Origin of the sequence: Paenibacillus sp. FSL M7-1455 (genome assembly GCF_038004655.1) — a bacterium.
GTDB classification, from domain to species: domain Bacteria; phylum Bacillota; class Bacilli; order Paenibacillales; family Paenibacillaceae; genus Paenibacillus_AQ; species Paenibacillus_AQ cookii.
In genome coordinates, this window is sequence record NZ_JBBORO010000001.1 from 3,804,073 (window position 1) to 3,829,932 (window position 25,860).

Genomic DNA, 25,860 nt, shown 5'->3' on the forward strand with positions numbered 1-25,860 from the left:
CCCGATGAAGGGTTCGCCGTTTTTTGCTTCCGAGACGGTGGTCATCACTTGAACTTGCTCAGTTTGTCTCCAAAACGTTCCCCAAGCGTAATGCTGAGACCTTGGTTGCTCAGAGATACGTTAGGATTGTCTTTAAGCTCATCCTTGTGGTTTCCGCCGCTTTTTGCCGGTCTGTCCGCTTTAGGAGCAGGAGCCGGAGCTTCTTCCGTTTCCTTGATGCTGAGGCTCACGCGTTTTTCAGCGGTGTTGATGTCAAGGATTTTCACTTGAACTTCTTGTCCTTCTTTCAGGACTTCATGCGGGGTGCCGATGTGTTTATGAGAAATTTGGGAAATATGAACAAGTCCTTCGACTCCTGGAGCAAGCTCAACAAATGCACCGAAGGTCACCAGACGTTTGACTTCGCCTGTTACCACATCGCCTGTATGGAATTTTTCTGCAGCGGTATCCCAAGGACCAGGCTGAGCGGCTTTCATGCTGAGGCTGATTTTTCCTTTTTCAGGGTCTACTTTCAGAACTTTGACTTTGACTTTATCCCCTTCGGATACGACGTCGGAAGGTTTTTCGACATGGTTCCATGCCATTTCGGACACGTGAACCAGTCCGTCTACGCCGCCTACGTCAACGAATGCGCCGAATTGGGTCAAGCGCTGTACCGTACCTTCAAGCTCCTGGCCTTCTTGAAGCTCGGACATCACTTTCAGTTTGTTGGCTTCGAATTCTTCGTCGAGCACGTCTTTTTGGGAAAGGATCACCTTGTTGTTCTCGCGGTCGATTTCTTTCACCTTCACGCGCAGCGTGCGTCCTTTGTAGTCGCTGAAGTCTTCAACGAAATGACGCTCTACCATGGAAGCCGGAATGAATCCGCGCACGCCCACGTCCGCAACCAATCCGCCTTTCACGACGTCAGCCACGGTGACTTCGAACACGTCTTGCGCTTCAAAGTGTTTTTCGAGCTCTTCCCAAGCGTTTTCGCTGTCGATCGCGCGTTTGGAAAGAACGAGTTTTTCTTTTTCGTCATCGATGCTGACCACTTTGCATTCTACCTCCTGTCCGATCTGAACCGCGTCCGATGCGTTGTCCAGATGAACCGAAGACAGTTCGCGGATCGGGATCACACCGTCGTATTTATATCCAATGCTTACATAAGCTTGGTTATCTTCCAGCTTGACGATCGAACCTTTTACGGTGTCCCCTTTTTTCAAGGATACGATTTGGTCCATTTCCTCCTGAGTTACTTCTGCTTCTTGATTTTTTGTTTCTTCCGACATGTCAATACCCTCCTCAATTCAAAAAAACCATTTATTCAAACCTGCTGACGCAGAGTTCAAAACTTGAAAACAGTTGTGATCATATCTTTCCAATAAGTGCTTGCCTTCATGCACCGGCGCTTAATTCGCCGTCGGCTTCCCGGTCTTCTGCATCTCGCGGATGCGCGACATGATATTGTCCGTGACCGCTTCCACCGCTTCCCCGGACTCCATTTCCTTGAATTCCGTCAAATCCAACGGAGCGCCGTATATCACTCTCATTTTCCGGAAAAGCTTGTAATCGCCGACAATGGCGACGGGCACGACCGCAGCCCCGCTTCGCAGAGCAAAAGTTGCTGCGCCCTTTTTGGCCGCTCCGCTGTCGGAATGTCGCGTGCCTTCCGGGAAAATGCCCATCATTTCGCCGTTACGCAAAATGGTGAGGGATGTTTTGATCGATTCCTTGCTGACGCCTTCGCGTTTGACCGGAAACGCACCGAGCCTCGTGATGACCGGTCCGAGCACGGGCACCTTGAACAGCTCGGCCTTGGCCATGAATTTGATTTTGCGCTTGATTCTGATGCCCACCGTGATCGGGTCCAGGACGCTGATATGGTTCGAGCAGAGCAGCACTCCGCCTTCCTTCGGGATGTTCTCCTCCCCCGTTGCCTCAAGACGGTAGGCCACGGCGAAAATCCCCCGCAAAAGCCCCCGGCAAAACTCATAAAACATGCTTCCTTCTCCCCATCCTTAAGAGTTCGTTTGCGCTTTGCAATAGGAAACGATCGTGTCGACGACCTGAGGGATGTCCATATGCGTCGTATCCAGCACGATGGCGTCATCCGCGCAGCGCAGCGGCGAAATTTCGCGTTCTGCGTCCAAACGATCGCGTTCGGAAATATCCTTTTCCAGCTGCTCCAAGGTCAAGCCCTGCGCATCACTCAACTCTTTGAATCGGCGGAGCGCACGTTCCTTCACGCTGGCCGTCATGAAAATCTTCAGTTCGGCGTCCGGCAGAACCGTCGTCCCGATGTCCCTTCCGTCCATGACCACGCCCTTGCGGGCAGCCATCTGCTGCTGCAGCGCTACCAAATGCTTGCGAAGCCCTTCGATTTGCGCGTATTGCGATACCGTGCCGTTGACTTCGAGCGAGCGTATGAACCCCGTCACGTCTTGGCCGTCCACCAGCACCTTTTGCCCGTCGGCGCCCGGAAGAAGTTCGATCTCCAACCCTTGGGCATGACGCAGCACTTCCGCCGAAGATTCCGGCTTGATTCCATGCTTCAGCATATACCAGGTCACGGCCCGGTACATCGCGCCGGTATCCACATATATGTAGGACAGCTCTTTGGCCACCAATCGAGCAATCGTGCTTTTTCCCGCCCCGGCAGGTCCATCAATCGCGATATTGATCTTCAAGTTGTTCTCCGTCCCCTGCCTACTCAAAGGGGCATTCCTCCTCAAATCATAAGCATAAGAGATGTTATAGAGCGGCGGGAACGCGGCTTGCCAGCCGACTCCCCCTGCGATCCAAATGCGGCTTCAGCCCGAGCTGACGCCTCTTCGATCACTCAAGAAAAAAGCAGGCATTGCCTGCGCTGTGAAAATTATACCACACAACCTACACCGATGCAAAAAAACACCCTTCGGTTCATGGATGCCAATCCTTTACATTTCGCTCTTTTATCGGTATTCCGTCCAATCGGTCCACCGGAGAAATCAGCGGGCGAAGGGAATGGATGTGCAGAGCGGCCTGAAAAAAGAAGAGCGCGGCGATCAAAAAAACGAGCAAAATTTTCGTCCATTTCCCCGTTTGTTCGCACAGCCGTTCGAACAGCCGCACATATTGTTGAACTTGTTCTTTTTCGTTCATCATGGCAAGTCTCCCGGATTTTTCCTATTACTGTGTCCGGAAACCGCCCGTTTTATTCAGGATCTTGCTGATCTTGCCGACAGGGCTTATCGCCTGAAGTCGAGCTGGCGTTCGAAGCAGTATCTGATCAGCTTCTGCCGCTCGATGTCCGCGATCGTCGTGAATTTGGCCATGACGATTTTGCGGCCGTTATCCAGCGCTTTGATCCTGACGATTTCGCCTTCGAACGGCACATGCTCAAGGCTTCCGTTTTTATAGGGCACCACCACCCAGCAGGACATCCTGTCCCCTTCCGCCACGCGATGTTCCGGTTCGCAGTAAAAAGATATTCCGCCTCCCCCGATATCGTCGGTACGGGTCAGGAAACGCCGGTCGTTATCCATCCTGACGGCCACCTCGAGTTCTCCGCTTACCCGCAAAAAGCTGCGCCGCTGGATTTTGCCGATCGAGTCGGGGTCGGGCTTGCGGATCCTCACCATCCGGATCACGTCCTGCTTGAACCCGGTCACATAGGAATTGAAGTAGTTCTTGACGCCGCCGTCGGTCATAAAATAGATGGACAGCTCGTCCCCGACGAACAGCTTTTTAAGCTGCCCTCCTCCTTCCCGGATCGGAACTTCGATGAGAATCGAGTCCTCGTCCATGTCGGCGATTCTGGATTTATATTCCACCCTCGTTTCTTTTTCGTCCCCCGAATCCACGCTAATCATCAATAAGTCATTAATTTTCGGATACAAAAACGTTCACCGCCAACTTAAAAATGTACCGCATGCCCTGATTATACCATGTCTTTGGTCTCAGGTACGCGTATTATTTCAACGAAAAAGGAGCCTTTTTTCTCAAAGGCCCCTTCGTTAGGCGGGTATAAAAGTCTATTTTACCGGACTGCAGCCTGACGGTCGGAGGATTTCAGCTCCTCCACCATTTTTTCGGACCCGTCATTCGCGTCCAGGTACATCCGGTATCTTGAACCGTTGATGTTGCCCCCGATTTCGTAGCAAAGCGTTTCCTTGCCCAAATCGTCCTTGATGAGCGCCAGCCGGTGATAGGTTTCCTTGAATTCCGGATTCAATTTTTTCCGGATTTCGGCGATGCCCATTTTCGGTTTTGCCAAGTTGCGCTTGCCCTCTTTATGCTCATAAACGTAATCGCTGGCCTGGAACCCCGTCACCTCGCCGTTGTCCAAACCGACGCGAACCGTGATTTTTTCAGGATAGATCAGCACGCCGTCCTGCGTGCTCACATAGGTCAGGTTCCCCATATTCCCGTATTGGTCGGCGGTGACGGCCGTCATGCCTTTGTAACCCTTTTTGCTGAGGAACTGGTCGGCGTTGGCTTTCGCCTGCTCCATCGTCACCGCCTTGTGTCCGATTTTGCGGCTGTCATGGTAGCTGATGAGAAGCCCGCCCTTTTTCGTAAAATCCATCGAAACGACGGCCGGCAGATTTTTCGCCTTCACGGTTGCGGTGTACGATTCCCAGTCCGTTCCTTTCCCGTTTTCGGTTACCTGGACCGACGCTCCAGCACCGGCATCCGCGAACTTAACCGCCTTGCGTTTGATGTCCTCTTTCGATACGGCCGTGCCGGAAAGCATTTTGACGGACCGTTTGTCATACATGCTCGATACGGCCGGGCCCCAGTTTAGTTCCGGGTATTCCCCGACGCGTTTGTCGACGGTTTTGAAGCCGTCGATGATCGTGTTGTCCATCTGCTTCTCTTCGGACGCCATGGCGCTCTCCACGTCCATCCAGCGCAGGCGGTTGCTGATCACTTTGCTTTGGACGTCTTGCAGATGCTTGGTGATCTCGCCGGAGTTTTTGTACAGCACTTTCAGGTTTTGCAGCTCATCGTTGGTGAGCGGTTCCTTTTCGAGATTGCGCATCGACGTCTGATACGAGAAGTTCGAAATCCGGGACAAGAAGTCCTCGGTTTTATTGAACGGGAGCATCGTCAGCGGAAGCTGGTTGATCTCGTTTTGGGCTTCGCTCGTCAGCCTCCATACGTTGATAAGCCCTTTGCGGTGCATCGCATTGGAGGAAGAGCTGACGGCCAGCGTGTTGCCAAGCTCGCTGTGGAGCCGGTCCATGTGGTAGGACAAGTTGTGGAACGCACGCTGGTATTGGTTTTCGGCTTTAATCAAAATCGAGTTTTTTTCCTGGTTCTCCTGGTACCCCCACACAAATGCGCCGATCATCAGGAGAGTCACGATGGGAAACAAAACAGCGCTTAACCGCTTGTACATAATTGCTTTAAGTCTCCTTTCTTCAGCTGAACCGATCAAACCAAGCTTTTCGCTTTGATAACGGCTGATGGATCACTCTACTGGTTGCTGCTGTTAGTTTGACAAGAAGAAAGGAGTCTTATGCATCAATTGGCAGCGGTAAGCGCCATTTTTCTGTGCCGGTTAAAAAGGGAGCTCTTCGATGTCGAAATGGTTTTTGTTGTTGCAAAGGCATTGCTTAAATCCGGTCTCGATCCGGCCCCGATCCCTTTTGCCCCGCAAAACAAAGCGCTCTCCGCACTGCTTGCACACGATCGTCACTTTTACGCGCAAAAAAAGCACCCCCGATCAAATAAATTTCCAGGAATGGAAGTTCATAGGATCAAGTGTGCCCATTTTCGTCACATATTAACCTCTTCTTCGCGTTTAAGGAAACGGAAAGGAGAGCGGTTGTTGGCCCGGGTGACCTTCCCCATGCCTCCGTACCATAAAAAGGCCATCAGCGGAACGATGAACCAAATCCAATATTGGGTCATGGTCGCCAATATCAGGTCGTACACGCCGTGCCAGAACCACGGAATAACCATGGAATACACCAGAAAACGTTTGGCTTTCGCGCCTTTGGAAAAACGGGCCCGGCCGAGGTAATACCCCATCATGACGCCGAACATCGCGTGTCCGGAAACCGGGAGCAGCGCCCTGAGGAACATCGCGCCGATCGATGCGTGGCTGTACCAGGCGTACATGACGTTTTCGACGGTCGCAAATCCGAGCGAGATCGCCACCGCGTATACGATGCCGTCATAAGGCTCGTCGAACTCGGTATGGTTGTAGATCATATGGTACAGCACGAACCATTTCAGAAATTCCTCGACGAAAGACGATATGACAAAGGACTCCACGTATGGATTGCCGCCAAACCCGCCGGTCATCCCCCGCTGGATAATCATCACCGGCACGACGATCAAAAACCCGAGCACGAACACTTTGACGACCATCATGAGGGGTTCCTGCTCATATCTGTCCTTCAAGTAAAAATACGTCAAAAGGGCGAGACCCGGCGCCAACGCCGAAGCTATAACCGAAAACCAAAGCACCGTTTTTCCCCCTTTTTCTGATTAAAATACCGCATGAATTAAACGCAATTCATCCCATGAAGCAAAGGAATGCCCATGGGATGACAAGCTTTAGTCCTGTCTTTTGAAATGTTCACGGATCGTTGCAATGGCTTTTTCCGGCATAACCACCTTGCCGTATTCCTCGAGGACCGCTTCCGTATAGGAAGTGGCTTCCCCGAATTCCGCCAAAACGGCGATCAGCGAAGGAAGCTTGCCGGAATCGATGTTGTCCGGATCGATAAACAAAACCCATTTATCTCTATAATGATAAAGACGGCCTTCCTCGGTGATGTGACCGCCAAGAACATGCGCTGCTTCGATCAGCACTTCAAAATCGCCGAACGCGTAAACGATGGTGTCGCTTTGCTCCAAAGTGACTTCCATTTCGTACACTTCCTCGGGGAGCTCATCTTCCCCTAAGTGGCTGTAGTGCTGATAATCATATTTTCCGCGGGTCACGATGACGACCATGCCTTGAGCGGGAAGGGCAAAAACTTCCACGGCGAGCGGTCCGGTTGCGTCGAAACCGAGTTCGTTGTAGGCCTGATCCATCATTTCGGTGAACAGCTCGTGGACTTTGGGAAGTTCCTTCCACATGTCTTCCTTCTGAATTCCTCGCTCACTCAAATCGTCGAACGTGAGGAAAATCCGTATCTTATCTGAGCTTAATCGTTCTATTTTCATGACAGGATCCTCCTCTGTAAGCAATGTTATAACAAATTATGATGTCTCCCATAATGGTGTGCTGAAAATAGTTCTATGTAAGTATGTTATCATTATATATCCCAAAATGCACGCTGTAAAATAGACAAAAAAAGAATCATTTTGGGCGCTGTCGCCCCAAAAATGATTCTTATGGTTTTTCAATCGTTTACAAGCCCGGAATGACGGTGTTTGTCTCCTTCAGAATCGAATCCACTTCCCTTTTTACGTCGGGATTGCTGTGGATGAATTCATTGATTTGCTTCATGCTTTCCGCTTTGGAACGGGGTTCCGAATAACGGGATTCATGGTTGTTCATGCCGATGGAACCGATCGAGCCGATGTCCATCATTTTGCCCGCGTTGCTGGCGATGGCGGAAGTGATGTTGCCTCTGCTTCTGGAGACGAGGGCAGTTGCCGCCGCACCAATCAAAACGCCGCTTATAAATGACGAAGTATTCACAATTACAACCTCCTTATGTGATAAAATCAAGTCTAGTGTTCACGGATTACGGCATGCTCATGCGGCAAAAAAACAGGAAAGCGAGATGAAATAATGGTAAGAAAAACGGCTGCGCTGCTTCTTATGACGGCGCTGCTCCTCAGCGCATGCGGAGGAAAAGACGAGGCGGCCACCAAAAAAGCCAACACGGCGGTACAGCAGCAGGACGAAACAAAAGAAAAAGCGCCGGCGAAGCCAAACGGAAACGGGGCGAATCAGGCCGCCGGCGAAACGGGCGCGGAGCAGGGAAACGGCGGCTCAGGCCAACCCGCAGGCGGGGAAAGCACAAACGACGCTGCCCCGGCGGCCGTTCCGCTGAAGTACCACATGAACAAAGCCTACAACATCGTTCCTAACGATGAAGGGACGGAGAAAAAGGTCGTGCTGCTCACGTTCGACGACGGTCCGAAAAAAGCGGAATGGATCAACGGTTTGATCGATACGCTGGACAAGCATCACGCCAAAGCGATCTTTTTCGTCAACGGCTACCGGGTAAAAGAAAATCCCGAATTGCTGAAGCTGATCCACGATCGCGGCCAAATCGTCGGCAACCATAGCTGGGACCATATCTCCCTGCGGAAGGAGCCCGAAGCGAAAGTAAGGCAGCAAATCGAAGACGTGCAAAACATCGTGAAAGCCACGATCGGAGAAGCGCCGGTATTTTTCCGCCCGCCCTTCGGCGAAGGCGGCGATATCGGCAAAAAGGTCGCCAAGGAAAACGGCCTCCTCTACATGACCTGGTCCAACGGGTCCCTGGATTGGACGATGAAATCCAAAGGAAAGGACAACCCCCAACAGGTCATCCAAAACGTCATGGACCAGCTCCACGCCGGCAGCAATATCTTGATGCACGAGCTCCCGTGGACGGCCGAAGCGCTGGACGGGCTTTTGACCAAGCTGGAAAGCAAAGGCTACTCCTTCGTGGACCCGCGCAGCATCGAGCTTGAAATGCGCTAAAAAACCAAAAAAAGGCGTTTCTCCCGGTTATGCCGGCGAGAAACGCCTATTTGGCGTATTGGCTTTATGCCTCGGTTTGATCGGGGATCGCCCTGCGAAGCCGAATAAGATGCATTTCGGCAGGACAGCATAAACGAAGCGTTACCCGCCGGTTGCCGAATCCGCGGCTGATTAGCATTTGCGGCCTTTGAACGTCCGCCCCGGGCTGGTACCACCGGAACCATCCGCAATCGTATTTGCGGTAAAACCGGTTCAGCCGAAGCGCGCCGAGAAACGGAAAACGGATTTGCCCCCCGTGGGTATGTCCTGCAAGAATCAGGTCCGCCGGCTTTTCGGGCACGTGCTGAATCCAGACGGGATCATGAACGGCGACGATCCGGCAAAGATCCGAAGTCCCCGGAGGCAATTCGGGTAGCCCGGGGTACCCGTCGCGCTTTTGAAGCGGCTGGTCCACGCCGGTAAGAAGGATGCGGTCGCCCGCCCGTTCCAGCAGGACGTTTTCGTTCCTCAGCAGCCTGCCTCCGGCTTCTTTCAGCGCAGCGGCCAAACCCGCAGGGTCGGCTTTCAGGTCATGGTTGCCGTATACCGCGTACATCGGGCCGATCCGCGACAGAAGCTTCAAATTTTCCCGGACGCGTTCCAGAGGCACGTTCCTTTCCATAATGTCGCCGCCCAGGATCACCCAGTCGGCCTTCCCCTCCATCGTCCGTAAAAACGATTCCGAAAGCTTTCGTTTATGAATATCCGAAATAAAAAAAATCCGGCTTCCGTCAAACGCCTCCGGCAATCTTTCAAGCTTTACCTCTGAACGGGTGACCGCGTGCATCCTTGCTTCATAGGACATCCTTGCAAAAAGCAGGACGCAGCAGGCCGCGATCAGGCCGGCGCTCCACAGGAGCGCTGCCGTTACCACAGATCCTCCAGCGGAGGGGCGCCCTTGACTCCCCAATACACCAAAAACATCGTCAGGACCAGGAAAAGGAAAAAGAGCGAATTCGTAAAATATTTGCTGACGACGATTTTCCTTGAGGTGTATTTGTCGGTTCGGCTTGGGGTGCCATCTTCTTCTCCCCCCGCGTTTCGAACTCTTTCTTGTCCTGCTTTATGCCTTGCAGACCGGGAGCGGAACGAACCCGGCGGCTCGAGCGGGGCGCTTTTTCCCCGTACTTCCTCCTCCGGCTTGGGAGCTTCGCTTCGCTCTTTCCTTGCCTTCACCCTGCTTAAGGTCGCCCCCGCAGTCTTCAAACGCTCCCGGCGCGACTTTTCAATGACCGGTTGATTGCCGTCCTGCGCCGGCAAGGGGGGCTTTTTTCTAGCGTTTTTTTTTCGGCTATTATACGTTTTGACTCTGCTTAACTCAGTACTCATGATTCCCTCCGAAATCGTATGACCAAACCGGAAATGCAGTCGATGGCAAAATGGCATACCACCGGGGCAAGCAGCGTGCCCGAATGTATGTAGATGTAACCCAGCCCATAGCTGCTTAAGAATACCCATGCCGTCGGAATCCAATGCCGCAGATAACGGACATGGATCGCCGCAAACAGGATGCTGGTCCAATAAGGGCCGAACGAATGCTGTACTGCGCCCCTGAACAGCAGTTCCTCGCATACCGCGACGACGGCGGCTATGAATATGATATGCCAAACGGGACGCTTCCGGAACAACAATTGGTTGATTCCTCCGTCATCCATGACTTCCTCGGGCGTAATCCGGGACACCGCAAAATCGATCAGAAACATCACGGCCGCAAGGCCGAGGCCCCACGCCCAAAAATAGGAACCCGGCTGCACGGCAAACAGCTCCAGGGGATTTCTTCTCTGAAACAATATCCAAATGATTCCGATAATGAAGGTAAGTCCTTGGGTGAGGTACAGATTGATCAGCAGCAGACGGTCCGTCAGCTGATCGGGAGTGGCCTGTTTCAGTTTAGGCGCACGGAATTTGAATTTTTTCATCTTTTGCCTGCCTGTCGTATAATTTAGCTACAAAGTTCGTTCGCCCTCACCTCTATCATATCGCATTTTGCCGCGTTCGGGAAATCGCCGCCTCCGAAGCTGCGCCATGAGGCGATAAGGTATGATAGAGCCTGTGAAAAAACGCCATGAAACACCATCAAAATCATATCAGATTTCTCGCAAAAGATTCAAGAAGCCCGAAGTTTTCCTATTGACAGCAGCCGCGGGGCCATGATACATTATGAAAAAAATTATCGAGTCAAAACCGATGAAGGAAAAAAGACCCTTGAATGCCTCCAGAGAGCCGGTGGTTGGTGCAAACCGGTGGCGGGCAAGACGTCTTCAGCGTTCCAGAGAAGCTGCATTGAACTTTACAGTAGGTGCAGCCGGGTAATTTCCGTTATCAAATAGGCCTCTATCGGGCCTCTGAGGCTGCCGGCGTCAAATCCGGCGGTGAATTAGGGTGGTACCACGAACAACTCTCGTCCCTTGCTACGCAAGTAGTGTGCGGATTGAGAGTTTTTTTGTTATATACTCCTCATCGCAAGTCTGTTCAGCATCGACTGCAAGTCCGTTCAGCATCCCTTGCGGCTTGAATCCGCGGTGCGTTGTACGTGTATTCTTTTGCACAGTACCGCGTTGCTTTTGGAATACAGCGCCGAATTGCATTATATAACGCTGCAATGCAGCCGTATCCGAAACATCCTTTTCACGTGTTTTATGGGCATGCTTCTTTCGGGAAGCATCCCTTCCATCATATTTTATTTTTTGTTTTACAGATTAAAGGAGGAAGAAACCATGTTTAAAGTATTAGTATCGGATCCGATCAGCGATCTGGGAATCCAGCAGTTGATGGACGCCGCCGATGTCCAGGTAGAGAAAAAGACGGGCCTTGGCGAAGACGAGCTTGCAGCGATTATCGGAGAGTACGACGCCCTGCTCGTCCGCAGCCAGACGCGGGTCACCGAAAAAATCATGGAAGCCGGCACCAAGCTGAAAGTGGTCGGCCGCGCCGGCGTCGGCGTGGACAACATCGACCTGGAAGCGGCAACCAAACGCGGCATTATCGTCATTAATGCTCCGGACGGCAACACCATCACCACATGCGAGCACACGTTTGCGATGATGATGGCCCTTGCCCGCCACATACCGCAAGCCTACGCCAAAACGATCGGCGGAGTTTGGGACCGCAAATCGTTCCTTGGCGTCGAACTTCGCAACAAAACGCTGGGCGTGCTCGGCATGGGCCGGATCGGCAGCGAAGTCGCAAAACGCGCCAAAGCGTTTGGCATGAACATTTTGGCGTTCGATCCGTTCCTGACCCAAGAGCGGGCGGAAAAAATGGAGGTCAAGCTGGCCTCCGTCGACGACATCGTGCGGAACGCGGATTTCATGACCGTGCATACGCCGCTGACGCCGGATACGCGCCATATGATCTCCCGTCCGCAGTTCGAAGTGATGAAAAAAGGCATGCGCATCGTCAACTGCGCCCGCGGCGGCATCATCGACGAACGCGCCCTGGTGGAAGCGATCGACGAAGGCATCGTTGCCGGCGCCGCGTTCGACGTGTTTGAAAGCGAACCGCCGCAGCAGGATCATCCGTTCCTGAACCATCCGAAAATTATCGTTACGCCGCATCTTGGCGCTTCGACCGTGGAGGCCCAAGAGAACGTAGCGATCGACGTATCCGAAGAAGTGCTCCACATCTTGCGGAACGAACCGTTCAAAAACGCGGTCAACATGCCTCCGGTCGCCGCCAGCGTCATGAGCCGCCTGCAGCCTTATTTTTCGATCGGCGAAAAGCTGGGAAGCTTCGCGGCCCAATCCGCCAACCAGGCCGTAAACGAAATTCACGTCGACTACGCGGGCGCATTGTCCGACGTTGACACGCTTCCGTTGACCCGGTACATCGTCAAAGGCGTGCTGGCGCATCATCTCGGCAGCGAAAACGTCAACATCGTCAACTGCATGCATCTCGCCAAATCCCGCGACATCAACGTCGTCGTCACGCAAGCGTCGAAATCCAAAGGCTTCACCAACCTGCTCACGGTGACGCTGAAAACGCAAAACGACGAAGAAACGCTTGTCGCAGGAACGCTGCTGAACGGTTACGGCGAACGGATCGTGCAAATCAACAAATTCCCGGTGGATGTCGCGCCGGAAGGGCATCAAATCCTCATCTCCCATCATGACAAACCGGGCATGATCGGAAGCGTCGGCACCCTGCTCGGCCAAAACGACGTCAACATCGCTTCGATGCAGGTCGGCCGCAAAATTATCGGCGGGGAAGCCATCATGATCCTGACGGTCGATAAAGCCGTGCAAAAAGACGTGCTGACGCAGCTGACGACGCTGCCGGGATTAAACGGCGCGATCGAAATCACGCTGTAATAAAGATCAAACGCGAAATAATCGAGTAGAAGGGGGCGGCAAACCCCCGTCCTCTCACACCACCGTACATGCGGGTCCGCATACGGCGGTTCCAAAAGGTTAACGAAGTTCCAAGTAACGAGAAAGCAAACTTTTCAGCCCTTTCGCTTCCCAATAGGTTGTCGGAAGGGCGTTATTTATGTTTCGGGACATTTCCCAAGCTCCTTTGCGGGAGTTGGCCATCATAAAAGCGGCCCATTCTGGCACGCCCAGGGCGCGGAGTTCTCGAATACGTGTACGCACTCGCTTCCATTGTTTCCATAAGCACATGCGCAGTCTTCTTCGAATCCATTTGTCGAATCTCTCGCAGTGGCCCTTGGCAGAAGCTATCCGGAAGTATCCAATCCATCCCATGAGGTAGCGGTTCAATTTTAAAATTCGCTCTTCCATCGATATGGACCGGGAACGATTCGTTAGCTCCCGGACTTTCTCCTTCAATCGGGAGATCGTCTTAGGGGACAGACGAATCGTCGCCTGTCTATTCCTCAGAAAGCTAAAACCAAGAAATCTCCGATTCCACGGCCTGTCTACGGCACTTTTGTCCCGATTCACCTTCAGTTTCAACTTTCCTTCTACATAGTGAGTTATCGATCTCATGACACGTTCACCTGCCCGTTTGCTTGCGACAAAGATATTGCAGTCGTCCGCATAGCGGACGAAGCGCAAGCCTCGCTTGGTGAGTTCTTTATCCAGATCATCCAGCAGAATGTTTGCCAGCAGCGGACTCAGCGGACCGCCTTGGGGGGTTCCTTCCTCTGTCTTTTGGCAAACTCCGTTTTCCATCGCTCCGGCACTCAGGTAGGCTCGGATCAGCTTCAGTACTCGCTTGTCCTTCACCTTCCGCGCCACCCTTGCCATGAGCATGTCGTGATTCACTTGGTCAAAGAACTTCTCCAGGTCCAGATCTACGACCCATCTTCGGCCGCTTTGGATGTACCGCTGCGCTTGCTTCACCGCGTCATGCGCCCGCTTTCCGGGTCTGAAGCCGTAGCTGTACCACGAGAAGTCTGCGTCGAATATCGGATTCATCACTTGCAGAAGCGCTTGCTGGAGGAAACGGTCCATCACGGTCGGGATGCCCAGCAGCCGTACGCCGCCTCCGGGTTTGGGGATTTCCACCCGTTTGACTGGCGCCGGCCGGTAGGTTCCCGCCAGAAGTTCGGCTTTCACCGTTTCCCAGTGGGTTTTCAGGTAAGCTTGTAGCTCGGCTACCGTTACGCCGTCCACACCAGGAGCTCCCCCGTTTTGAACCACTCGTTTGTAGGCGAGCCGAAGGTTATTTCCTTCGAGCATCTTCTCCAGCAAGTCGTTTTGATCTTCGCGAGGGGAAGGGGCGACTTGTGCCGGTGAAGAGCTCGGCGCTCCAACATACCCTTGCGGCTTCACCGCTCCTCTTTGTCGGCAGCTCCCTTGCGGGATATTCGGCTTTCTTTGCTCCTCACTCGAACGCATCGGTTTCCTCTCTCCTTTCGGTTCGGTCCTTCCGCTTTCCGGCGTCCCGTACTCACGTACTATGACCTCTGCTGACTCCTGCGGGTTCAGCGCAACCTCTCGGTTACGGTTACGAAGTGACTTCGCATTTTTTTTCCTCCCGCAGGCCTCCCCAGATAAGAACGTCATCTTTCCGCCCGCGACCACTGGAGTTTACAGAAATAGCTCTTGGCGGCTTGGGATTTCGCTGTGTTCGGGCAGCTCATCCGGCTATCCCTGCCTCAAATCCAGTTCGTGTACCTTGGCCCGTGCTTTTGCCTCCGGCTTCCTTCAGATTCTGCCTCGCGGCAGACACCCTTGCCCTTGGCTAACGGTAGGCGCTCGCCAGCCCCCGTTCGGGACTTTCACCCTAGAGATGACGCCCATGCTGGGCGTACCAACAAAAGCGCATGCCCGATTCAAACGGCATGCGCTTTTATTTGTTCCACGTTGAACAAGATTTATCTCGCAACTTCAACAAAAAACACCCCGGTTTGAGGTGTTTCTTGCCTTTTGATCAAGCTTTATCGTTTTCGACAGGAAGCCGTATCGAGAATACGGTTCCTTCCCCGACCTGGCTCGAAACGCGGATGGTTCCGTCGTGCGCGTCCACGATGCTTTTGACGATCGCAAGGCCGAGCCCCGTACCGTTCGACGTACCTCTGACCCTCGCCTTGTCCGCCTTATAAAACCGCTCGAAAACGTAAGGCAGATCCTCGCGCGGGATTCCCGCCCCTTCGTCTTCGATTTTGATGAGGAGTTCGGAAGCGGGGCCCGCCTCCGTCCTGTCGGCGACGATCCGGATCTGTTTGCCTCCCGGCGTGTGCCTGAACGCGTTGTCCAGCAAATTCGTGAGCACCTGCTCGAGTTTGTCTTCGTCCGCGGCCTCAAGCACCAAGTCGGAAGTTTTTTTATCGTAAATAAGCTCGATGCCGTTTTCTTTGGCCCGAACGGAGAATTTCCGGTATACGCGTTCGAGCATTTCGTTGACGTCCACCCTTCTGCGCTGGATGTCCGTATGCCCCGCTTCCATTCGGGCCAGATCGAGCAGATCCTTCACGAGACGGCCCATCCGCAGCGATTCGTCATGGATGACCTGGATCAGCTCCTGGCTTTCTTCCGGGGAAGCGGCCATGCCGTCCAGAAGCGCCTCGCTGTATCCCTGCATCATCGAAAGCGGCGTCCGGATTTCATGCGAAACATTGGCCACGAAGTCCTGCCTCATTTTCTCCAGCTTGACTTTTTCCGTAATATCCCGCAGCACCGCCACCGCCCCGCGGATATCATTCTCGGCATATAACGGCGCCATATGCACCGACCATACCCCTTGTTTGACATGGACGTCGGCGCTGACGTCCGCGCTTTCCTTCAGCATGCGTTCGAACAGGTCAAGCAGCGGCTTCGGCACCTTTTCCTCCGCATTGCCTTCCAATTCGCCCTCCTGCTCCAAATCCCAATCGATGTCCCTCCACTTCGGAATAAGCTTCTGGGCCGGCGGGTTCGTCAAAATGATGCGTCCCGACGTATCGATCGTGATCACGGCATCGCTCATGCTGCGCAGGACGCTCGCCAAATGTTCCTTCTCCTGATTCAGGTTGCGGATATTGTCCTCCAGCTCGGCCGCCATATGGTTAAACGTATTGGCCAGCTTGCCGATTTCGTCGCTGGTCACAATCGATAGGCGGGTACTGTATTCGCCTTTGCTGATGGCTTCCGTCGCGCGGATCAGCTTTTGCATCGGCTGCGTGATTTTGGTGAGCAGAAACAGGGCAAAAAACGTCGTCATCGAAAAACCGATGATGGCCGTGTACGTAAACAAACGTTTGATATCTCCGGAATTGTTCGAAAAATTCGTGTCGATGTACGGGAGCAGAAACAAGGCTAAAATGATGAGTATGCAGGCAACCAGGCAAATGATCGTCGCCCACAGTTTTCCGACCAGCGATGTCCAGAAGTTCACGTTACTTTGGCACCTCTAACTTGTAACCGACGCCCCATACGGTCGTAATCATCGCGGCGGATTCCGGGGATACCTTGTTCAGCTTTTCCCTCAATCGTTTGACGTGCGTGTCGACGGTGCGCAAATCGCCGAAAAACTCGTAATTCCACACATCCTTAAGCAGTTCTTCCCGCGAAAACACCTTGTCGGGCGATACGGCAAGATAATGCAGCAGCTCGTATTCCTTTGGCGTCAGGCTGACTTCATGCCCGCTTGCCGTCACCCGGTGCGCGTCATGCTCGATGACCAGATGGGGGAACACGATGTTGTTGCTGGAATTGCTGTCTTTGGACAAATACGCCGTTGCCGAAGCGCGCCGGAGAATCGCCTTCACCCGATAGATCACTTCCCTTGGGCTGAACGGCTTCACGACGTAATCGTCCGCCCCGACCTCGAACCCTTGCACGCGGTTGATCTCCTCCCCTTTGGCCGTCAGCATCAGGACCGGCGTGGATTTTAACTGTCGTAAACGGGAACAGACCTCCATGCCGTCCATCCCGGGAAGCATCAAATCAAGCAAAATAAGTCCATAATCCTGATTGGCGGCTTTGCGGAGCGCGGTCTCCCCGTCTTCCGCCTCTTCCACCTCGTATCCTTCCTTCTCCAGATACATTTTCAACAGACGGCGAATCCGCTCTTCATCGTCCACTACCAGTATCCGGTTTGCATGCTCTGACATTAGACAACAACCCCTTTTAGTTCAGGAATGGCGCAAAAAAAGGAAACGGCCGAAGCCCGATTTGCAGCATCCCAAATTATGCGAAAAAACATACCCTTATAGGGACAATTATAGCGAAAATCCGCTTCGACATCCAACTTTCAAATGAGGAAACGGATTTTCTTGCAACTGCGTTATTCGTTTTGGCGATATGCTCAATCCACGCCCGCGTAGGAGTGCAGGCCTGCAATGACGAGGTTGACCCCGACGAGCGTAAACATGACGACCAGGAAACCGATGACCGACAGCCAGGCGGATTTGCCGCCCTGCCAGCCGCGGGACAGTCTGAGATGCAGGTATGCGCTGTAGAACAGCCAGCATATGAGCGCCCATACTTCTTTCGGGTCCCAGCTCCAGAACGTTCCCCAGGCGATCTCCGCCCAAATCATCGCGAATATCAAGGCGCCCAGCGTAAATACGGGGAAGCCGATGGCGATGGCACGGTAACTGATTTCGTCCAGATCGTCCGGATCGATCCCTTCCATCATCGGCGACGCCGCCCGGCCAAGCGGCTTGCGCGCGATCAGGCGCAACACGGCGTACAAAATGATGCCGGTGATGAAGGACCAGATGATCGTATTGAATTTGCGTCCGGCGTTGACCCCGTTCATCCAGGACGGCGCGTTAAAGAGCGGCTTCGTCATGCCGAGGAACGGTTCGTAGCTGACGACTTTGCTTTGGTACGGTCCGACGATCGGCGGAAGCTTGTACGACACCGTTTGCGTGACCGTTTGTTCCGCACCGGGCTGTCCGGTTACCTTCGTTTGGGTAAACACGGATTCGTAGCCGGCCGCACGGAAAATAAATACGGTCGCGATAAAGGAAATAACGAGAATGACGGAAAAAAATACGACCTCGACCCAGCGCTGCTGCCTTTTCGCTTTTTTATCCTTGCTTTTGAAATCGACGGTACGGATCAAATACATGAAGCCTGCCGCAAAACCGATGGCGAAGAAAGATTCGCCCGCCGCTGCCAGCGTGACGTGGATTTTCAGCCAGTACGATTGCAGCGAAGGAATCAGCGGCTGCACTTCCTGCGGGAATACGGCGGCGTATGCCATAATGATGATGGAAATCGGCACCGCAAACAGTCCAAGCAGCGTCTTTCGATAGATCAGGTAAACCACGGTAAACGCAAACATGACCATCATCGACAGGAAGGACATAAATTCGTACATGTTGCTGACCGGGATATGTCCCCCTCCGATCCAGCGCGTCACGAAAAAGATCAGATGAAAAATGAAGCCAAGCGCGGATCCGATGAAGGCGATTTTGCCCCACTTTTTCGAATGGGCGACCGGGTCCCGGTTGCTCCACCTGCGGCCCATCAGGGCGACAGCGAATAATATGAATGCCGCGCAGTAGAGGAAAAAGGCGACGACAAACATATTACTGCTGATAGATAACAAATCATTCATGCGTGTTTTCCTCCGTTATCCAGGGACTTTTCGTCCACGTCCAAATTCATTTTTTTCAAAATGGCCGAGATTTCGCGGCGAATGCCGAACCAGTTTTTGTTCGTATGCGCTCCGAGCGTCAGCACGCCGTCGTCGATCCGCAGCCAAATCCGGCGATGCTGCCAATAAAAGCCGAGCACGAGCCCGATCATCACGATGGCCGCGCCGACCCAGATAAACGGCATCACTTTGTCCACCCGGATGTTCAGGTACGTCGTCGACATGGAAAAGTCGACGTTTTCCATTCCCTTCACGTCAAGCATCAGCGGCGGCGTGCCGCCGTTCATCTTTTCGTTGATGGCGTCCTGCTGGAAGCGCTCTTTATCGATTTGCTTCGGGAAATAGATGTATTGCATGCCCGAAGCCGGCAAATTCGGCCCTTTGATCAAAAAGAGGAATGCAGGCGCGTTCGGATTCGGAGTTTTCGTTACGGGCCTTCCGTTTTCGTCCAGGCCGAAATCATTGTATTTCTCTTTCAGTTCCAGCGAATAATCGCCTGCGGTGTAATTCCGCTGCGGATTTTTGATGTCCAGCTTGAATTTGCCCAGCTCCTTGCCCGTTTTGGCATCGACGAGCGACGGGCTGACCGATCGCAGGACCGGCGTCAAATCGTAATCGAATTGATACGCCTTCAACCCTTTGTAATCCAGCGGGTCGTTGACCTGAATGTCATGTTGGGCGACGGCTTCAAGCTTCGGCTCTTTGGTCGGGTCATCGCAATCCGCCGTGCAGTGGTAAAGCGTTGCTTTCGTGTTGAACAATTTCGGGAGCACCTTTCCTTGATTGCGGAACTCCTCGGGCATGTCCTCCTCCGAATAAAACTCCACGGTAAACTTCTCATTTTTAAGATAATAAGAAGTATTCGGAATATGTTTGATTTCCCCTTCGGGGAAGGCGATATGCTGGTCCATTTTCAGTCCGGGCAAACCGCGGGCCAACACGGCGAGCAGGAAGATGATCAAACCGATATGAATGACGTACGGCCCCCAGCGGCTGAAACGGTATTTTTCGGCCAAGAGAGCGTTTCCGTCGGTATGCACGCGATACCCCTTTTTCTTCATCGGAACCGCGGCCTGCTTGACCCATTCTTCCGAATCGCCTTCGATCTTGCCTTGATAAACGACGCGCTGCCGGGTCAGAAATTGCATATGCTTAAGTATTTGCTGCTTGCTCAGTGCTCTGTACAGCGGAAGGACGCGGTCCAGGCTGCAGATGACGAGCGAAGCGCCGATCATGACAAGCAGGAGGATGAACCACCAGGATTCATACGTATGCGTTAATCCAAGCTTGTAATAAATCAGCCCCCATGTGCCGTAGGTTTCTTTGTAGTATGTCGATGGATCGATGTTCAGGAACGTGTTTTCCTGCGGAAAAATCGTGCCCAGCATCGAACCCAGCAGGGTCAGGATGATCATGTAAACCGCGATTTTGACGGAGGCAAAAAAATTCCAGATCCGGTCGATGATATTCGGATTGGCTCGCTGCGAACGGCGGGCCATCCCGTCGTACCGCATTTCCAAAACTTCCTTCGAGTTTTGCTCCTCTTCGTCAAGCGGTTTGCCGCAGGATTCGCACAGCACGGTTCCGACCGGGTTCTGGTGGCCGCATTCGCATTTGGTGTTTTTAAAAGCGATGACTTTTTGCAACATTTTACGATTTCACCAGCTCTTCAATTTGTTTGTCGAGGGTGGCCAAATCCAGCTGTCCGAGATGGATTTTGTTGATTCTGCCGCTCTTGGACACAAAAAAAGTAGTAGGCAAAGGCGAAATGCCGTAACTGGCGATCGAATCCTTATCCGGGTCCAGCAGCACCGGAAAATCGACGTTGACGTTGTTCACGAAGTTTTCGACGGCCATTTTATCCTCTCCGGCATTGATTCCGACGACGACGACGCCTTGATCCTTCCACTTCTCCCACTGCGCCTGCAAAGCCGGCATTTCCTTTACGCAAGGCTCGCACCAGGTGCCCCAGAAATTCAGAACGATGGCCTTACCTTTATATTCGTCCAGCGTATGGGTTTTGCCGTCCAGGCCAAGCAGCTGAAATCCGGGCGCTTTGCTGCCCTCGGTAGGTTTTCCTCCCGATCCCGACACTTGCGTCACGATCGCATAACCGCCCACGATCACGATCAACAGCAGGATAACAATCTGCATTAGCTTCTTTTTTGAATTACCCATGCCAAATGCTCCTTTACTATGACAAACGTCATGTTTTCCCTTCACAGGTTTGAACATCCTATGAACAATTATAGCGAAAACATGTCATATTTGCGGCGGACGGATTTGAATATTGTGTGTCCTTCCGAGCTATTTTTTTCTTTTCTTTCCGGTTTTAGCCATGTTTTTCAGGGCTTCGACCTCGTTGCTCGTCAGGTGGCGGTAAAGCCCCCGCTTCAGGTTGTCCAGCTGCAAATCGCCGAAGGAAACGCGCTTCAAACGGATCACTTTATGGGAAATCGCATCGAACATGCGCCGCACCTGGCGGTTTCTTCCTTCGTGGATCGTAATCGTGATGACCGCTTCGTTTTTTTCGATGTCGATATCCTTATACTCGACTTCCGCAGGAGATGTCATACCGTCCTCGAGCTGAATGCCGGCGCGCAGCTTGTCCAGGTCGGTCCCGTGCGGAATCCCTTCGACGGTCGCGAGATACGTTTTGGGCACGTGGTGTTTCGGATGCGTCAGCATATTCGCGAATTCGCCGTCGTTCGTCAGCAGAAGCAGCCCTTCCGTGTCGTAATCGAGCCGGCCCACGGGATAAATCCGCTCTTTGATGCCCTTGATGTAATCCGTGACGATTTTGCGGCCCGCCGGGTCTTTCGCGCTTGTGATGACGCCTTTCGGTTTGTTCATCATGATGTAGACTTTCTTTTCGTTTCGGATCGGCTTGCCTTCCACCGTGATGATATCTTGTTCGGGGTCCGCCTTGGTTCCCAGCACGGTCACGGTTTCCCCGTTAACTTCCACCTTGCCGGCCAGAATCAGTTCCTCGCATTTGCGGCGGGAAGCGATGCCTGCCTGGGCTAAAATTTTCTGTAATCTTTCCATTGTCTTTTAGGTCACCTCAGAACTAATGATACCCGTGAGAAGGGTAAATCACAAGTTCATTCCAGGGAAATTCTTTCCCCGGGCAATCGGATGTATGCGGATAAAGGAAAAGGGGGCCGGCGTCACGGAACCGTCCGCCCCGATCCAGAAGTCATATCCGGATCCGTTGATGGACGCGCAGGAGGAATGATGGATCATAAAACCTTCGAACGCCATGATTTCACCTCAATCCCTGTACGATGTCAAGCGTGATACAGTATATGAGGCAACGTTCATTGCGTGACGGGTCGAGGCTTGATCCGCGAACGGATCCGGTTATCCGAAGAAAAGCAGGCAGACGGCGATGGAAGCGATGAACCCGACGACATCCGAAAACAATCCGACTTTCAGCGAATATCTTCCGTTGCGGATGCCCACCGCCCCCATGTATACCGTCAATACGTACAGCGTCGTGTCCGTGCTGCCTTGGATGGTCGATGCCATTCTCCCGATCATCGAATCGGGGCCGTAGACCGATATCAAATCGGTTGCGAACGCCAGCGAACCGGTGCCCGTCAAAGGGCGCAGCAGCCCCAAAGGCAAAATTTCGCTCGGAACGCCCAGGCTGCTTAAAAACGGGCCGGTCCAGCCGACAAAAAAGTCCAACGCGCCGGACGCGCGAAACACGCTGATGGCCACCATCATGCCGACGAGGTTCGGAATGATCTGAATGGCCGTCTGAAAGCCGTCCTTCGCGCCGAGAACAAAGGATTCATATACGGGCACCTTTTTGACGAAAGCAAACAGCGGTATGAAGGCGATCAGGGCCGGGATGGCCCATGCTGAAATGACGTTGATCAAAGCGGTCACGAGGCATCATCCTTTCGCATCCGGTGTGGCCGAAGGCGGCGGGCCCGAAGGGATTGGAGGTTTCGGCCCCCTTTTCAAAAGTTTTCGCCGGTAATACCGGTCCGCCGCCACCGCCGCGAGCGTCGCCACGATGGTCGCGGCCAGCGTCGGTCCGACGATTTCGGTCGGATTCGCCGACTGGTAATTCATCCGAATCGCGATCAGAGTAGTCGGTATTAAAGTGATGCTGGCCGTATTAAGCGCAAGCAAGGTGCACATGGCGGGGCTTGCGGCCGTTTTGTCGGGATTCAGCGTTTGAAGCTCCTGCATCGCTTTGATCCCCATTGGCGTCGCGGCGTTGCCCAGTCCCAGCAGGTTGGCGCTCATGTTGGACAAGATGTATCCCATGGCGGGATGGTTTTTGGGCACGTCGGGAAACAGAAACCGGACGATCGGGCTGAGCAGCTTCGCGATTTTTTGGAGCAATCCCGAATCCTCCGCCAGCCTCATCATCCCGAGCCAGAACACCAGCACGCTGATCAGGCCGAAACATACGGTGACCCCTGTTTTGGCGCCGTCGAACGCGGCCGAAGTAACCGTTTCGATATTCCCCTGGACGGCCGCAAAAACGAAGCCGATTAAAATAAGCGCCATCCAAATGACATTGATCATGGTATATCCTCTCCTCCCCCGCTTGCTTCAAAGCTCAATCACGCTGCAGGAACATCTGCTGAAACACCCGGGCCATGGCCTCTGCCAACGTGGCGGGCCGCAAAGGCCCAAGCGTGTCGTCGACCGGATTTCTGGCATTCGGCTCGGGCAGCAAACTGCCTTTCTGGTACACCGGAACCGTCCCGATCAGCTTGCCGTCAAGCACCATTCGGATTTCCCCGCGCAAACCGAAGCTCAAATCCGCCCTGCCTTCCTTTGCAGGCGAATGAAGCACCAGCTTTTTTTCCAAGCGTTCCTGCTCCCCTTCGGCAAACGGATAGTTGAACGTATTCGCCACGACAAGATCGTACCCCTGAACGGACTCGCCTTTCTCCATTAATTGGGAGAGCGGAAAATATTTAAAGCCGTAATCCAGCATTTTGCCGTGGTCGTTCCAGTCGTCCCCGTCGTTCAGCGTTACCGCCACAAGCTGCTGGCCGTTCCGGGTGGCGGAGCTGACCAAACAACGGAATGCCTTTTTCGTATACCCGGTTTTGACCCCGTCGGCCCCTTCGTACAGGCGCAGCATTTTGTTTTTGTTGTCCCAGCGGTAATCCCACGATTCGTTCGGATTCGGCGCTTTTTTGACCTGCGTTTTGACGATGTTTTTGAACAGCGGGTTATGGAGCGCGTAAGCCGTCAGTTTGGCCATGTCGTTGGCTGAGGAGTAATGGCCGTCCGCGTCAAGCCCGCTGGGATTGGCAAAATGGGAATGCGTCAGACCGAGCTCTTTCGCCTTTTCGTTCATCAGGTGCACGAACCCTTCCTCCGAGCCGCCGACATGTTCGGCAATCGCCGTCGCGGCGTCGTTCCCCGAACGAAGCATCAGGCCGTACAGCATATTTTCGAGGGTCATCTCCTCGCCCAGCTTCAGGTAAATCGAGGAGCCTTCTTTTCCGTAAGCGTTTTTGCTGACTTTCACCGGTTTGTTGAAGTCGCCGTGTTCGATGGCCACGATCGCCGTCATGATTTTGGTCAGGCTAGCGATCCGCAATTCGTCGTCGCCGTGGCTGGAATAGAGCAGCCGCCCGGAGGTGACGTCCATCAGAGCCGCCGCCTGGGCGTGGGTGTATAACCCGGGTACCTTATTCGCTGCGCCTTCCGCCGCAACGGGGAAGCAATATGCCAAAAATATCGCGGCCGCGGCGATCCAGCGGGTGATCGATTTGATCCTCATCGTTTATTCCTCCGGATTCTTGAAAATCTTGTACAAGTATATGCTTGTCTTTCAAATCGTATGCCATCAAGCCTTCTTGATCCGAATACCCGCTCTCAAAAAAATCCCCTTCGGGTGCGAAGGGGATCATGCTCTGGTTTAATAAAAAGTCGGCGGTTCGTTTACCATTTGCTGCCGGGCGTTTACGCCTGCAGTCGCGGCATTCCCCGTTTGGAACATGGCTTGAAGCTTTTCCACCATCATCGGCGCGGAGTCGATGATTTTCTCGAAGATATGCGTTTGGTTGTCCAGCGGCACGATGTTGACCCCTTCTTTGCCGACGACGAGAAACGCGATCGGACGGATGGAGACGCCGCCGCCGCTGCCGCCGCCGAAAGGCATCGAGGACTTCAGGTCTGCGTGGCCATGCTCGCCGACTTTGCCTGCATACTCGCCGTTAAAATCGCTGCCCCCCGCAGCGAATCCAAAGCCGACGCGGCTGATCGGAAGGATGACGCTGCCGTCCGGCGTTTGCACGGGGTCGCCTACGATGGTATTAACGTCGACCATGCCTTTGATGTTTTCCATGGCGGTTTGCATAAGGCCTTGAATCGGATGATCGGACATGTTCTGCTTCCTCCTTCATGAAACTAAATAAGGTCACTTCAATCCTTAGTTTGCCCACAATCATTTCGAGTATGTAGGAGCATGAACCCGCACAGCCAAGCTACACGCTTGGAACCTTCTGGTTGTTGGCCTTCATTTGGCGGTACAAGCGGAACCATCTTTTCAACCCGCCTTCCACCTGCAAAATCCGCGACATCAAAATAAACGACGCATACATCGCATAACCGAACGAAAGCCTGGAAACGCAATAAAATTCGGTCGAAAAGGACATTTCGTCGCTAAATTCGGGAATGACGTGCAAATCCGGATGGCTTTTCATGCGAACCTGAAAGGAAAGCCATCCGACCAGCGTCGTTTTGATGCTCCAAAGCACGCCGCTGGCAACGGCCGTCCACTCGGCTTCCCCCGTCGAAAAACGGGTCGACCAGTTGAGTTCATGCACCCGGACATGGGCAAAGGTGTGCCGCAGCCATTTTTTGAGGGAAGCGGTCGATTCCAATAAAATGTGCACTTCCTTGGACCACAGTTCAATTTTGCGTTTATTGAGCCGCACATGGGCGGAGTCTCCCGATTTCCGGCTCAGGTTGTTTTGTTTTTCAAGTTTGAGCAGGAAGCCCTTTTTCATGTTGTCGAATTTCAGCTTCGGCATTTCGTAATGGAACCGGACCATGCCGAAAAGCATCCGGATATCGACTTCGGCGCGGTCATCGCTTCCTTCCTTTTTGTACCGGACGGTACACGTGATGTTCGACATTGCGGCGGCAATGATCAGGATGACGATGACGGCTATGACAACGAGCGCAATCCACACGATGGAGCCCCCCAGATCTGAGCA

At 53.3% G+C, this 25,860-nt stretch carries 27 protein-coding genes and 1 other annotated feature; of the genes, 2 read left to right on the forward strand and 25 right to left on the reverse strand.

Annotated features, from left to right (window positions below; genetic code table 11):
- Positions 1 to 44 precede the first annotated feature (44 nt).
- The 10 genes from rpsA to NYE48_RS17530 all read right to left on the reverse strand — a co-directional run bounded on the left by rpsA (position 45) and on the right by NYE48_RS17530 (position 7,627).
- The gene (gene rpsA / locus NYE48_RS17485; protein ID WP_036709977.1) at positions 45 to 1,271 is read right to left on the reverse strand and encodes a 30S ribosomal protein S1; all 1,227 of its coding nucleotides are present in this window, start codon (positions 1,269 to 1,271) and stop codon (positions 45 to 47) included.
- Positions 1,272 to 1,391: 120 nt separating this feature from the next.
- Positions 1,392 to 1,982, reverse strand: a complete 591-nt coding sequence (locus NYE48_RS17490; RefSeq protein ID WP_036709974.1) for a lysophospholipid acyltransferase family protein — start codon at positions 1,980 to 1,982, stop codon at positions 1,392 to 1,394.
- A gap of 18 nt (positions 1,983 to 2,000) precedes the next feature.
- Complete coding sequence (gene cmk, locus NYE48_RS17495; protein ID WP_212946842.1) at positions 2,001 to 2,696, reverse strand: (d)CMP kinase; 696 nt, start codon at positions 2,694 to 2,696, stop codon at positions 2,001 to 2,003.
- Between the two features lie 205 nt (positions 2,697 to 2,901).
- Positions 2,902 to 3,126 carry a hypothetical protein gene (locus NYE48_RS17500; RefSeq protein ID WP_036709970.1) on the reverse strand — a complete coding sequence of 75 codons (225 nt, stop codon included), beginning with the start codon at positions 3,124 to 3,126 and terminating at the stop codon, positions 2,902 to 2,904.
- A gap of 83 nt (positions 3,127 to 3,209) precedes the next feature.
- Positions 3,210 to 3,860: a flagellar brake protein gene (locus tag NYE48_RS17505; protein ID WP_036709967.1), complete on the reverse strand. Its 651-nt coding sequence runs from the start codon at positions 3,858 to 3,860 to the stop codon at positions 3,210 to 3,212.
- A 140-nt stretch (positions 3,861 to 4,000) separates the two neighbouring features.
- Positions 4,001 to 5,365, reverse strand: coding sequence for a germination protein YpeB (gene ypeB / locus NYE48_RS17510; RefSeq protein ID WP_212946843.1), 1,365 nt, complete (start codon positions 5,363 to 5,365; stop codon positions 4,001 to 4,003).
- A 162-nt stretch (positions 5,366 to 5,527) separates the two neighbouring features.
- Positions 5,528 to 5,677 (reverse strand): hypothetical protein, encoded by a 150-nt coding sequence (locus NYE48_RS17515; RefSeq protein ID WP_197069962.1) that lies wholly within the window; start codon positions 5,675 to 5,677, stop codon positions 5,528 to 5,530.
- Between the two features lie 68 nt (positions 5,678 to 5,745).
- The gene (gene prsW, locus NYE48_RS17520) at positions 5,746 to 6,441 is read right to left on the reverse strand and encodes a glutamic-type intramembrane protease PrsW (protein WP_036709964.1); all 696 of its coding nucleotides are present in this window, start codon (positions 6,439 to 6,441) and stop codon (positions 5,746 to 5,748) included.
- Positions 6,442 to 6,531: 90 nt separating this feature from the next.
- Entirely contained in the window at positions 6,532 to 7,146 is a 615-nt protein-coding gene (locus NYE48_RS17525; RefSeq protein ID WP_036709960.1) for a genetic competence negative regulator, read from the reverse strand.
- A gap of 187 nt (positions 7,147 to 7,333) precedes the next feature.
- Positions 7,334 to 7,627, reverse strand: a complete 294-nt coding sequence (locus NYE48_RS17530; protein WP_036709957.1) for a hypothetical protein — start codon at positions 7,625 to 7,627, stop codon at positions 7,334 to 7,336.
- 93 nt (positions 7,628 to 7,720) lie between these two features.
- Here NYE48_RS17530 and NYE48_RS17535 point away from each other — a divergent pair, with 93 nt between their 5' ends.
- Positions 7,721 to 8,623 (forward strand): polysaccharide deacetylase family protein, encoded by a 903-nt coding sequence (locus tag NYE48_RS17535; RefSeq protein ID WP_340999584.1) that lies wholly within the window; start codon positions 7,721 to 7,723, stop codon positions 8,621 to 8,623.
- A 64-nt stretch (positions 8,624 to 8,687) separates the two neighbouring features.
- On the opposite strand, the gene NYE48_RS17540 is transcribed toward NYE48_RS17535, so the two are convergent.
- The 3 genes from NYE48_RS17540 to NYE48_RS17550 are packed head-to-tail and all read right to left on the reverse strand — an operon-like array spanning position 8,688 to position 10,581.
- Positions 8,688 to 9,536, reverse strand: a complete 849-nt coding sequence (locus NYE48_RS17540) for a metallophosphoesterase (protein ID WP_340999585.1) — start codon at positions 9,534 to 9,536, stop codon at positions 8,688 to 8,690.
- Entirely contained in the window at positions 9,530 to 9,991 is a 462-nt protein-coding gene (locus tag NYE48_RS17545) for a hypothetical protein (protein WP_340999586.1), read from the reverse strand. Before NYE48_RS17545 ends, NYE48_RS17540 begins: the two co-directional genes overlap by 7 nt.
- Positions 9,988 to 10,581, reverse strand: a complete 594-nt coding sequence (locus NYE48_RS17550; protein ID WP_340999587.1) for a CPBP family intramembrane glutamic endopeptidase — start codon at positions 10,579 to 10,581, stop codon at positions 9,988 to 9,990. Before NYE48_RS17550 ends, NYE48_RS17545 begins: the two co-directional genes overlap by 4 nt.
- Before the next feature lie 259 nt (positions 10,582 to 10,840).
- Positions 10,841 to 11,074: a binding site (T-box leader), on the forward strand.
- 305 nt (positions 11,075 to 11,379) lie between these two features.
- On the opposite strand from NYE48_RS17550, the gene serA reads away from it, so the two are divergent.
- Positions 11,380 to 12,972: a phosphoglycerate dehydrogenase gene (gene serA / locus NYE48_RS17555; RefSeq protein WP_036709951.1), complete on the forward strand. Its 1,593-nt coding sequence runs from the start codon at positions 11,380 to 11,382 to the stop codon at positions 12,970 to 12,972.
- A 99-nt stretch (positions 12,973 to 13,071) separates the two neighbouring features.
- On the opposite strand, the gene ltrA is transcribed toward serA, so the two are convergent.
- The 12 genes from ltrA to NYE48_RS17615 form a co-directional block, all read right to left on the reverse strand.
- On the reverse strand, positions 13,072 to 14,463 hold the full coding sequence (ltrA, locus tag NYE48_RS17560) for a group II intron reverse transcriptase/maturase (protein WP_340996822.1): 1,392 nt from the start codon (positions 14,461 to 14,463) through the stop codon (positions 13,072 to 13,074).
- A 535-nt stretch (positions 14,464 to 14,998) separates the two neighbouring features.
- A complete protein-coding gene (locus NYE48_RS17565) occupies positions 14,999 to 16,441 on the reverse strand; it encodes a HAMP domain-containing sensor histidine kinase (RefSeq protein ID WP_212946851.1) in 1,443 nt (480 codons plus the stop codon).
- Between the two features lies 1 nt (position 16,442).
- Positions 16,443 to 17,159, reverse strand: a complete 717-nt coding sequence (locus NYE48_RS17570) for a response regulator transcription factor (protein WP_036709948.1) — start codon at positions 17,157 to 17,159, stop codon at positions 16,443 to 16,445.
- Between the two features lie 194 nt (positions 17,160 to 17,353).
- Positions 17,354 to 18,616, reverse strand: a complete 1,263-nt coding sequence (ccsA, locus tag NYE48_RS17575; RefSeq protein ID WP_212946858.1) for a cytochrome c biogenesis protein CcsA — start codon at positions 18,614 to 18,616, stop codon at positions 17,354 to 17,356.
- Complete coding sequence (resB, locus tag NYE48_RS17580; RefSeq protein WP_340999588.1) at positions 18,613 to 20,304, reverse strand: cytochrome c biogenesis protein ResB; 1,692 nt, start codon at positions 20,302 to 20,304, stop codon at positions 18,613 to 18,615. The genes ccsA and resB overlap by 4 nt, the downstream gene beginning before the upstream one ends.
- Before the next feature lies 1 nt (position 20,305).
- Positions 20,306 to 20,833: a thiol-disulfide oxidoreductase ResA gene (gene resA, locus NYE48_RS17585; RefSeq protein ID WP_036709939.1), complete on the reverse strand. Its 528-nt coding sequence runs from the start codon at positions 20,831 to 20,833 to the stop codon at positions 20,306 to 20,308.
- A gap of 129 nt (positions 20,834 to 20,962) precedes the next feature.
- The gene (locus NYE48_RS17590; RefSeq protein WP_340999589.1) at positions 20,963 to 21,703 is read right to left on the reverse strand and encodes a pseudouridine synthase; all 741 of its coding nucleotides are present in this window, start codon (positions 21,701 to 21,703) and stop codon (positions 20,963 to 20,965) included.
- Positions 21,704 to 22,018: 315 nt separating this feature from the next.
- Positions 22,019 to 22,552 carry a spore maturation protein gene (locus NYE48_RS17595; RefSeq protein WP_036709927.1) on the reverse strand — a complete coding sequence of 178 codons (534 nt, stop codon included), beginning with the start codon at positions 22,550 to 22,552 and terminating at the stop codon, positions 22,019 to 22,021.
- 6 nt (positions 22,553 to 22,558) lie between these two features.
- Positions 22,559 to 23,203 carry a nucleoside recognition domain-containing protein gene (locus NYE48_RS17600; protein WP_340999590.1) on the reverse strand — a complete coding sequence of 215 codons (645 nt, stop codon included), beginning with the start codon at positions 23,201 to 23,203 and terminating at the stop codon, positions 22,559 to 22,561.
- A 34-nt stretch (positions 23,204 to 23,237) separates the two neighbouring features.
- The gene (locus NYE48_RS17605) at positions 23,238 to 24,419 is read right to left on the reverse strand and encodes a D-alanyl-D-alanine carboxypeptidase family protein (protein WP_081992363.1); all 1,182 of its coding nucleotides are present in this window, start codon (positions 24,417 to 24,419) and stop codon (positions 23,238 to 23,240) included.
- Positions 24,420 to 24,557: 138 nt separating this feature from the next.
- Positions 24,558 to 25,025: a GerW family sporulation protein gene (ytfJ, locus tag NYE48_RS17610; protein ID WP_212946866.1), complete on the reverse strand. Its 468-nt coding sequence runs from the start codon at positions 25,023 to 25,025 to the stop codon at positions 24,558 to 24,560.
- A gap of 100 nt (positions 25,026 to 25,125) precedes the next feature.
- Entirely contained in the window at positions 25,126 to 25,836 is a 711-nt protein-coding gene (locus NYE48_RS17615) for a DUF2953 domain-containing protein (protein ID WP_036714556.1), read from the reverse strand.
- Positions 25,837 to 25,860: the final 24 nt, after the last annotated feature.

Coding starts and splice junctions, on each gene's coding strand:
- NYE48_RS17550 (WP_340999587.1), bottom strand. CDS start 10,581: ATGAAAAAATTCAAATTCCGTGCGCCTAAACTGAAACAGGCCACTCCC.
- resB (WP_340999588.1), bottom strand. CDS start 20,304: ATGTTGCAAAAAGTCATCGCTTTTAAAAACACCAAATGCGAATGCGGC.
- resA (WP_036709939.1), bottom strand. CDS start 20,833: ATGGGTAATTCAAAAAAGAAGCTAATGCAGATTGTTATCCTGCTGTTG.
- NYE48_RS17500 (WP_036709970.1), bottom strand. CDS start 3,126: ATGATGAACGAAAAAGAACAAGTTCAACAATATGTGCGGCTGTTCGAA.
- NYE48_RS17490 (WP_036709974.1), bottom strand. CDS start 1,982: ATGTTTTATGAGTTTTGCCGGGGGCTTTTGCGGGGGATTTTCGCCGTG.
- ytfJ (WP_212946866.1), bottom strand. CDS start 25,025: ATGTCCGATCATCCGATTCAAGGCCTTATGCAAACCGCCATGGAAAAC.
- NYE48_RS17545 (WP_340999586.1), bottom strand. CDS start 9,991: ATGAGTACTGAGTTAAGCAGAGTCAAAACGTATAATAGCCGAAAAAAA.
- ypeB (WP_212946843.1), bottom strand. CDS start 5,365: ATGTACAAGCGGTTAAGCGCTGTTTTGTTTCCCATCGTGACTCTCCTG.
- NYE48_RS17535 (WP_340999584.1), top strand. CDS start 7,721: ATGGTAAGAAAAACGGCTGCGCTGCTTCTTATGACGGCGCTGCTCCTC.
- serA (WP_036709951.1), top strand. CDS start 11,380: ATGTTTAAAGTATTAGTATCGGATCCGATCAGCGATCTGGGAATCCAG.
- ccsA (WP_212946858.1), bottom strand. CDS start 18,616: ATGAATGATTTGTTATCTATCAGCAGTAATATGTTTGTCGTCGCCTTT.
- NYE48_RS17605 (WP_081992363.1), bottom strand. CDS start 24,419: ATGAGGATCAAATCGATCACCCGCTGGATCGCCGCGGCCGCGATATTT.
- NYE48_RS17600 (WP_340999590.1), bottom strand. CDS start 23,203: ATGATCAATGTCATTTGGATGGCGCTTATTTTAATCGGCTTCGTTTTT.
- NYE48_RS17590 (WP_340999589.1), bottom strand. CDS start 21,703: ATGGAAAGATTACAGAAAATTTTAGCCCAGGCAGGCATCGCTTCCCGC.
- NYE48_RS17570 (WP_036709948.1), bottom strand. CDS start 17,159: ATGTCAGAGCATGCAAACCGGATACTGGTAGTGGACGATGAAGAGCGG.
- NYE48_RS17525 (WP_036709960.1), bottom strand. CDS start 7,146: ATGAAAATAGAACGATTAAGCTCAGATAAGATACGGATTTTCCTCACG.
- ltrA (WP_340996822.1), bottom strand. CDS start 14,463: ATGCGTTCGAGTGAGGAGCAAAGAAAGCCGAATATCCCGCAAGGGAGC.
- rpsA (WP_036709977.1), bottom strand. CDS start 1,271: ATGTCGGAAGAAACAAAAAATCAAGAAGCAGAAGTAACTCAGGAGGAA.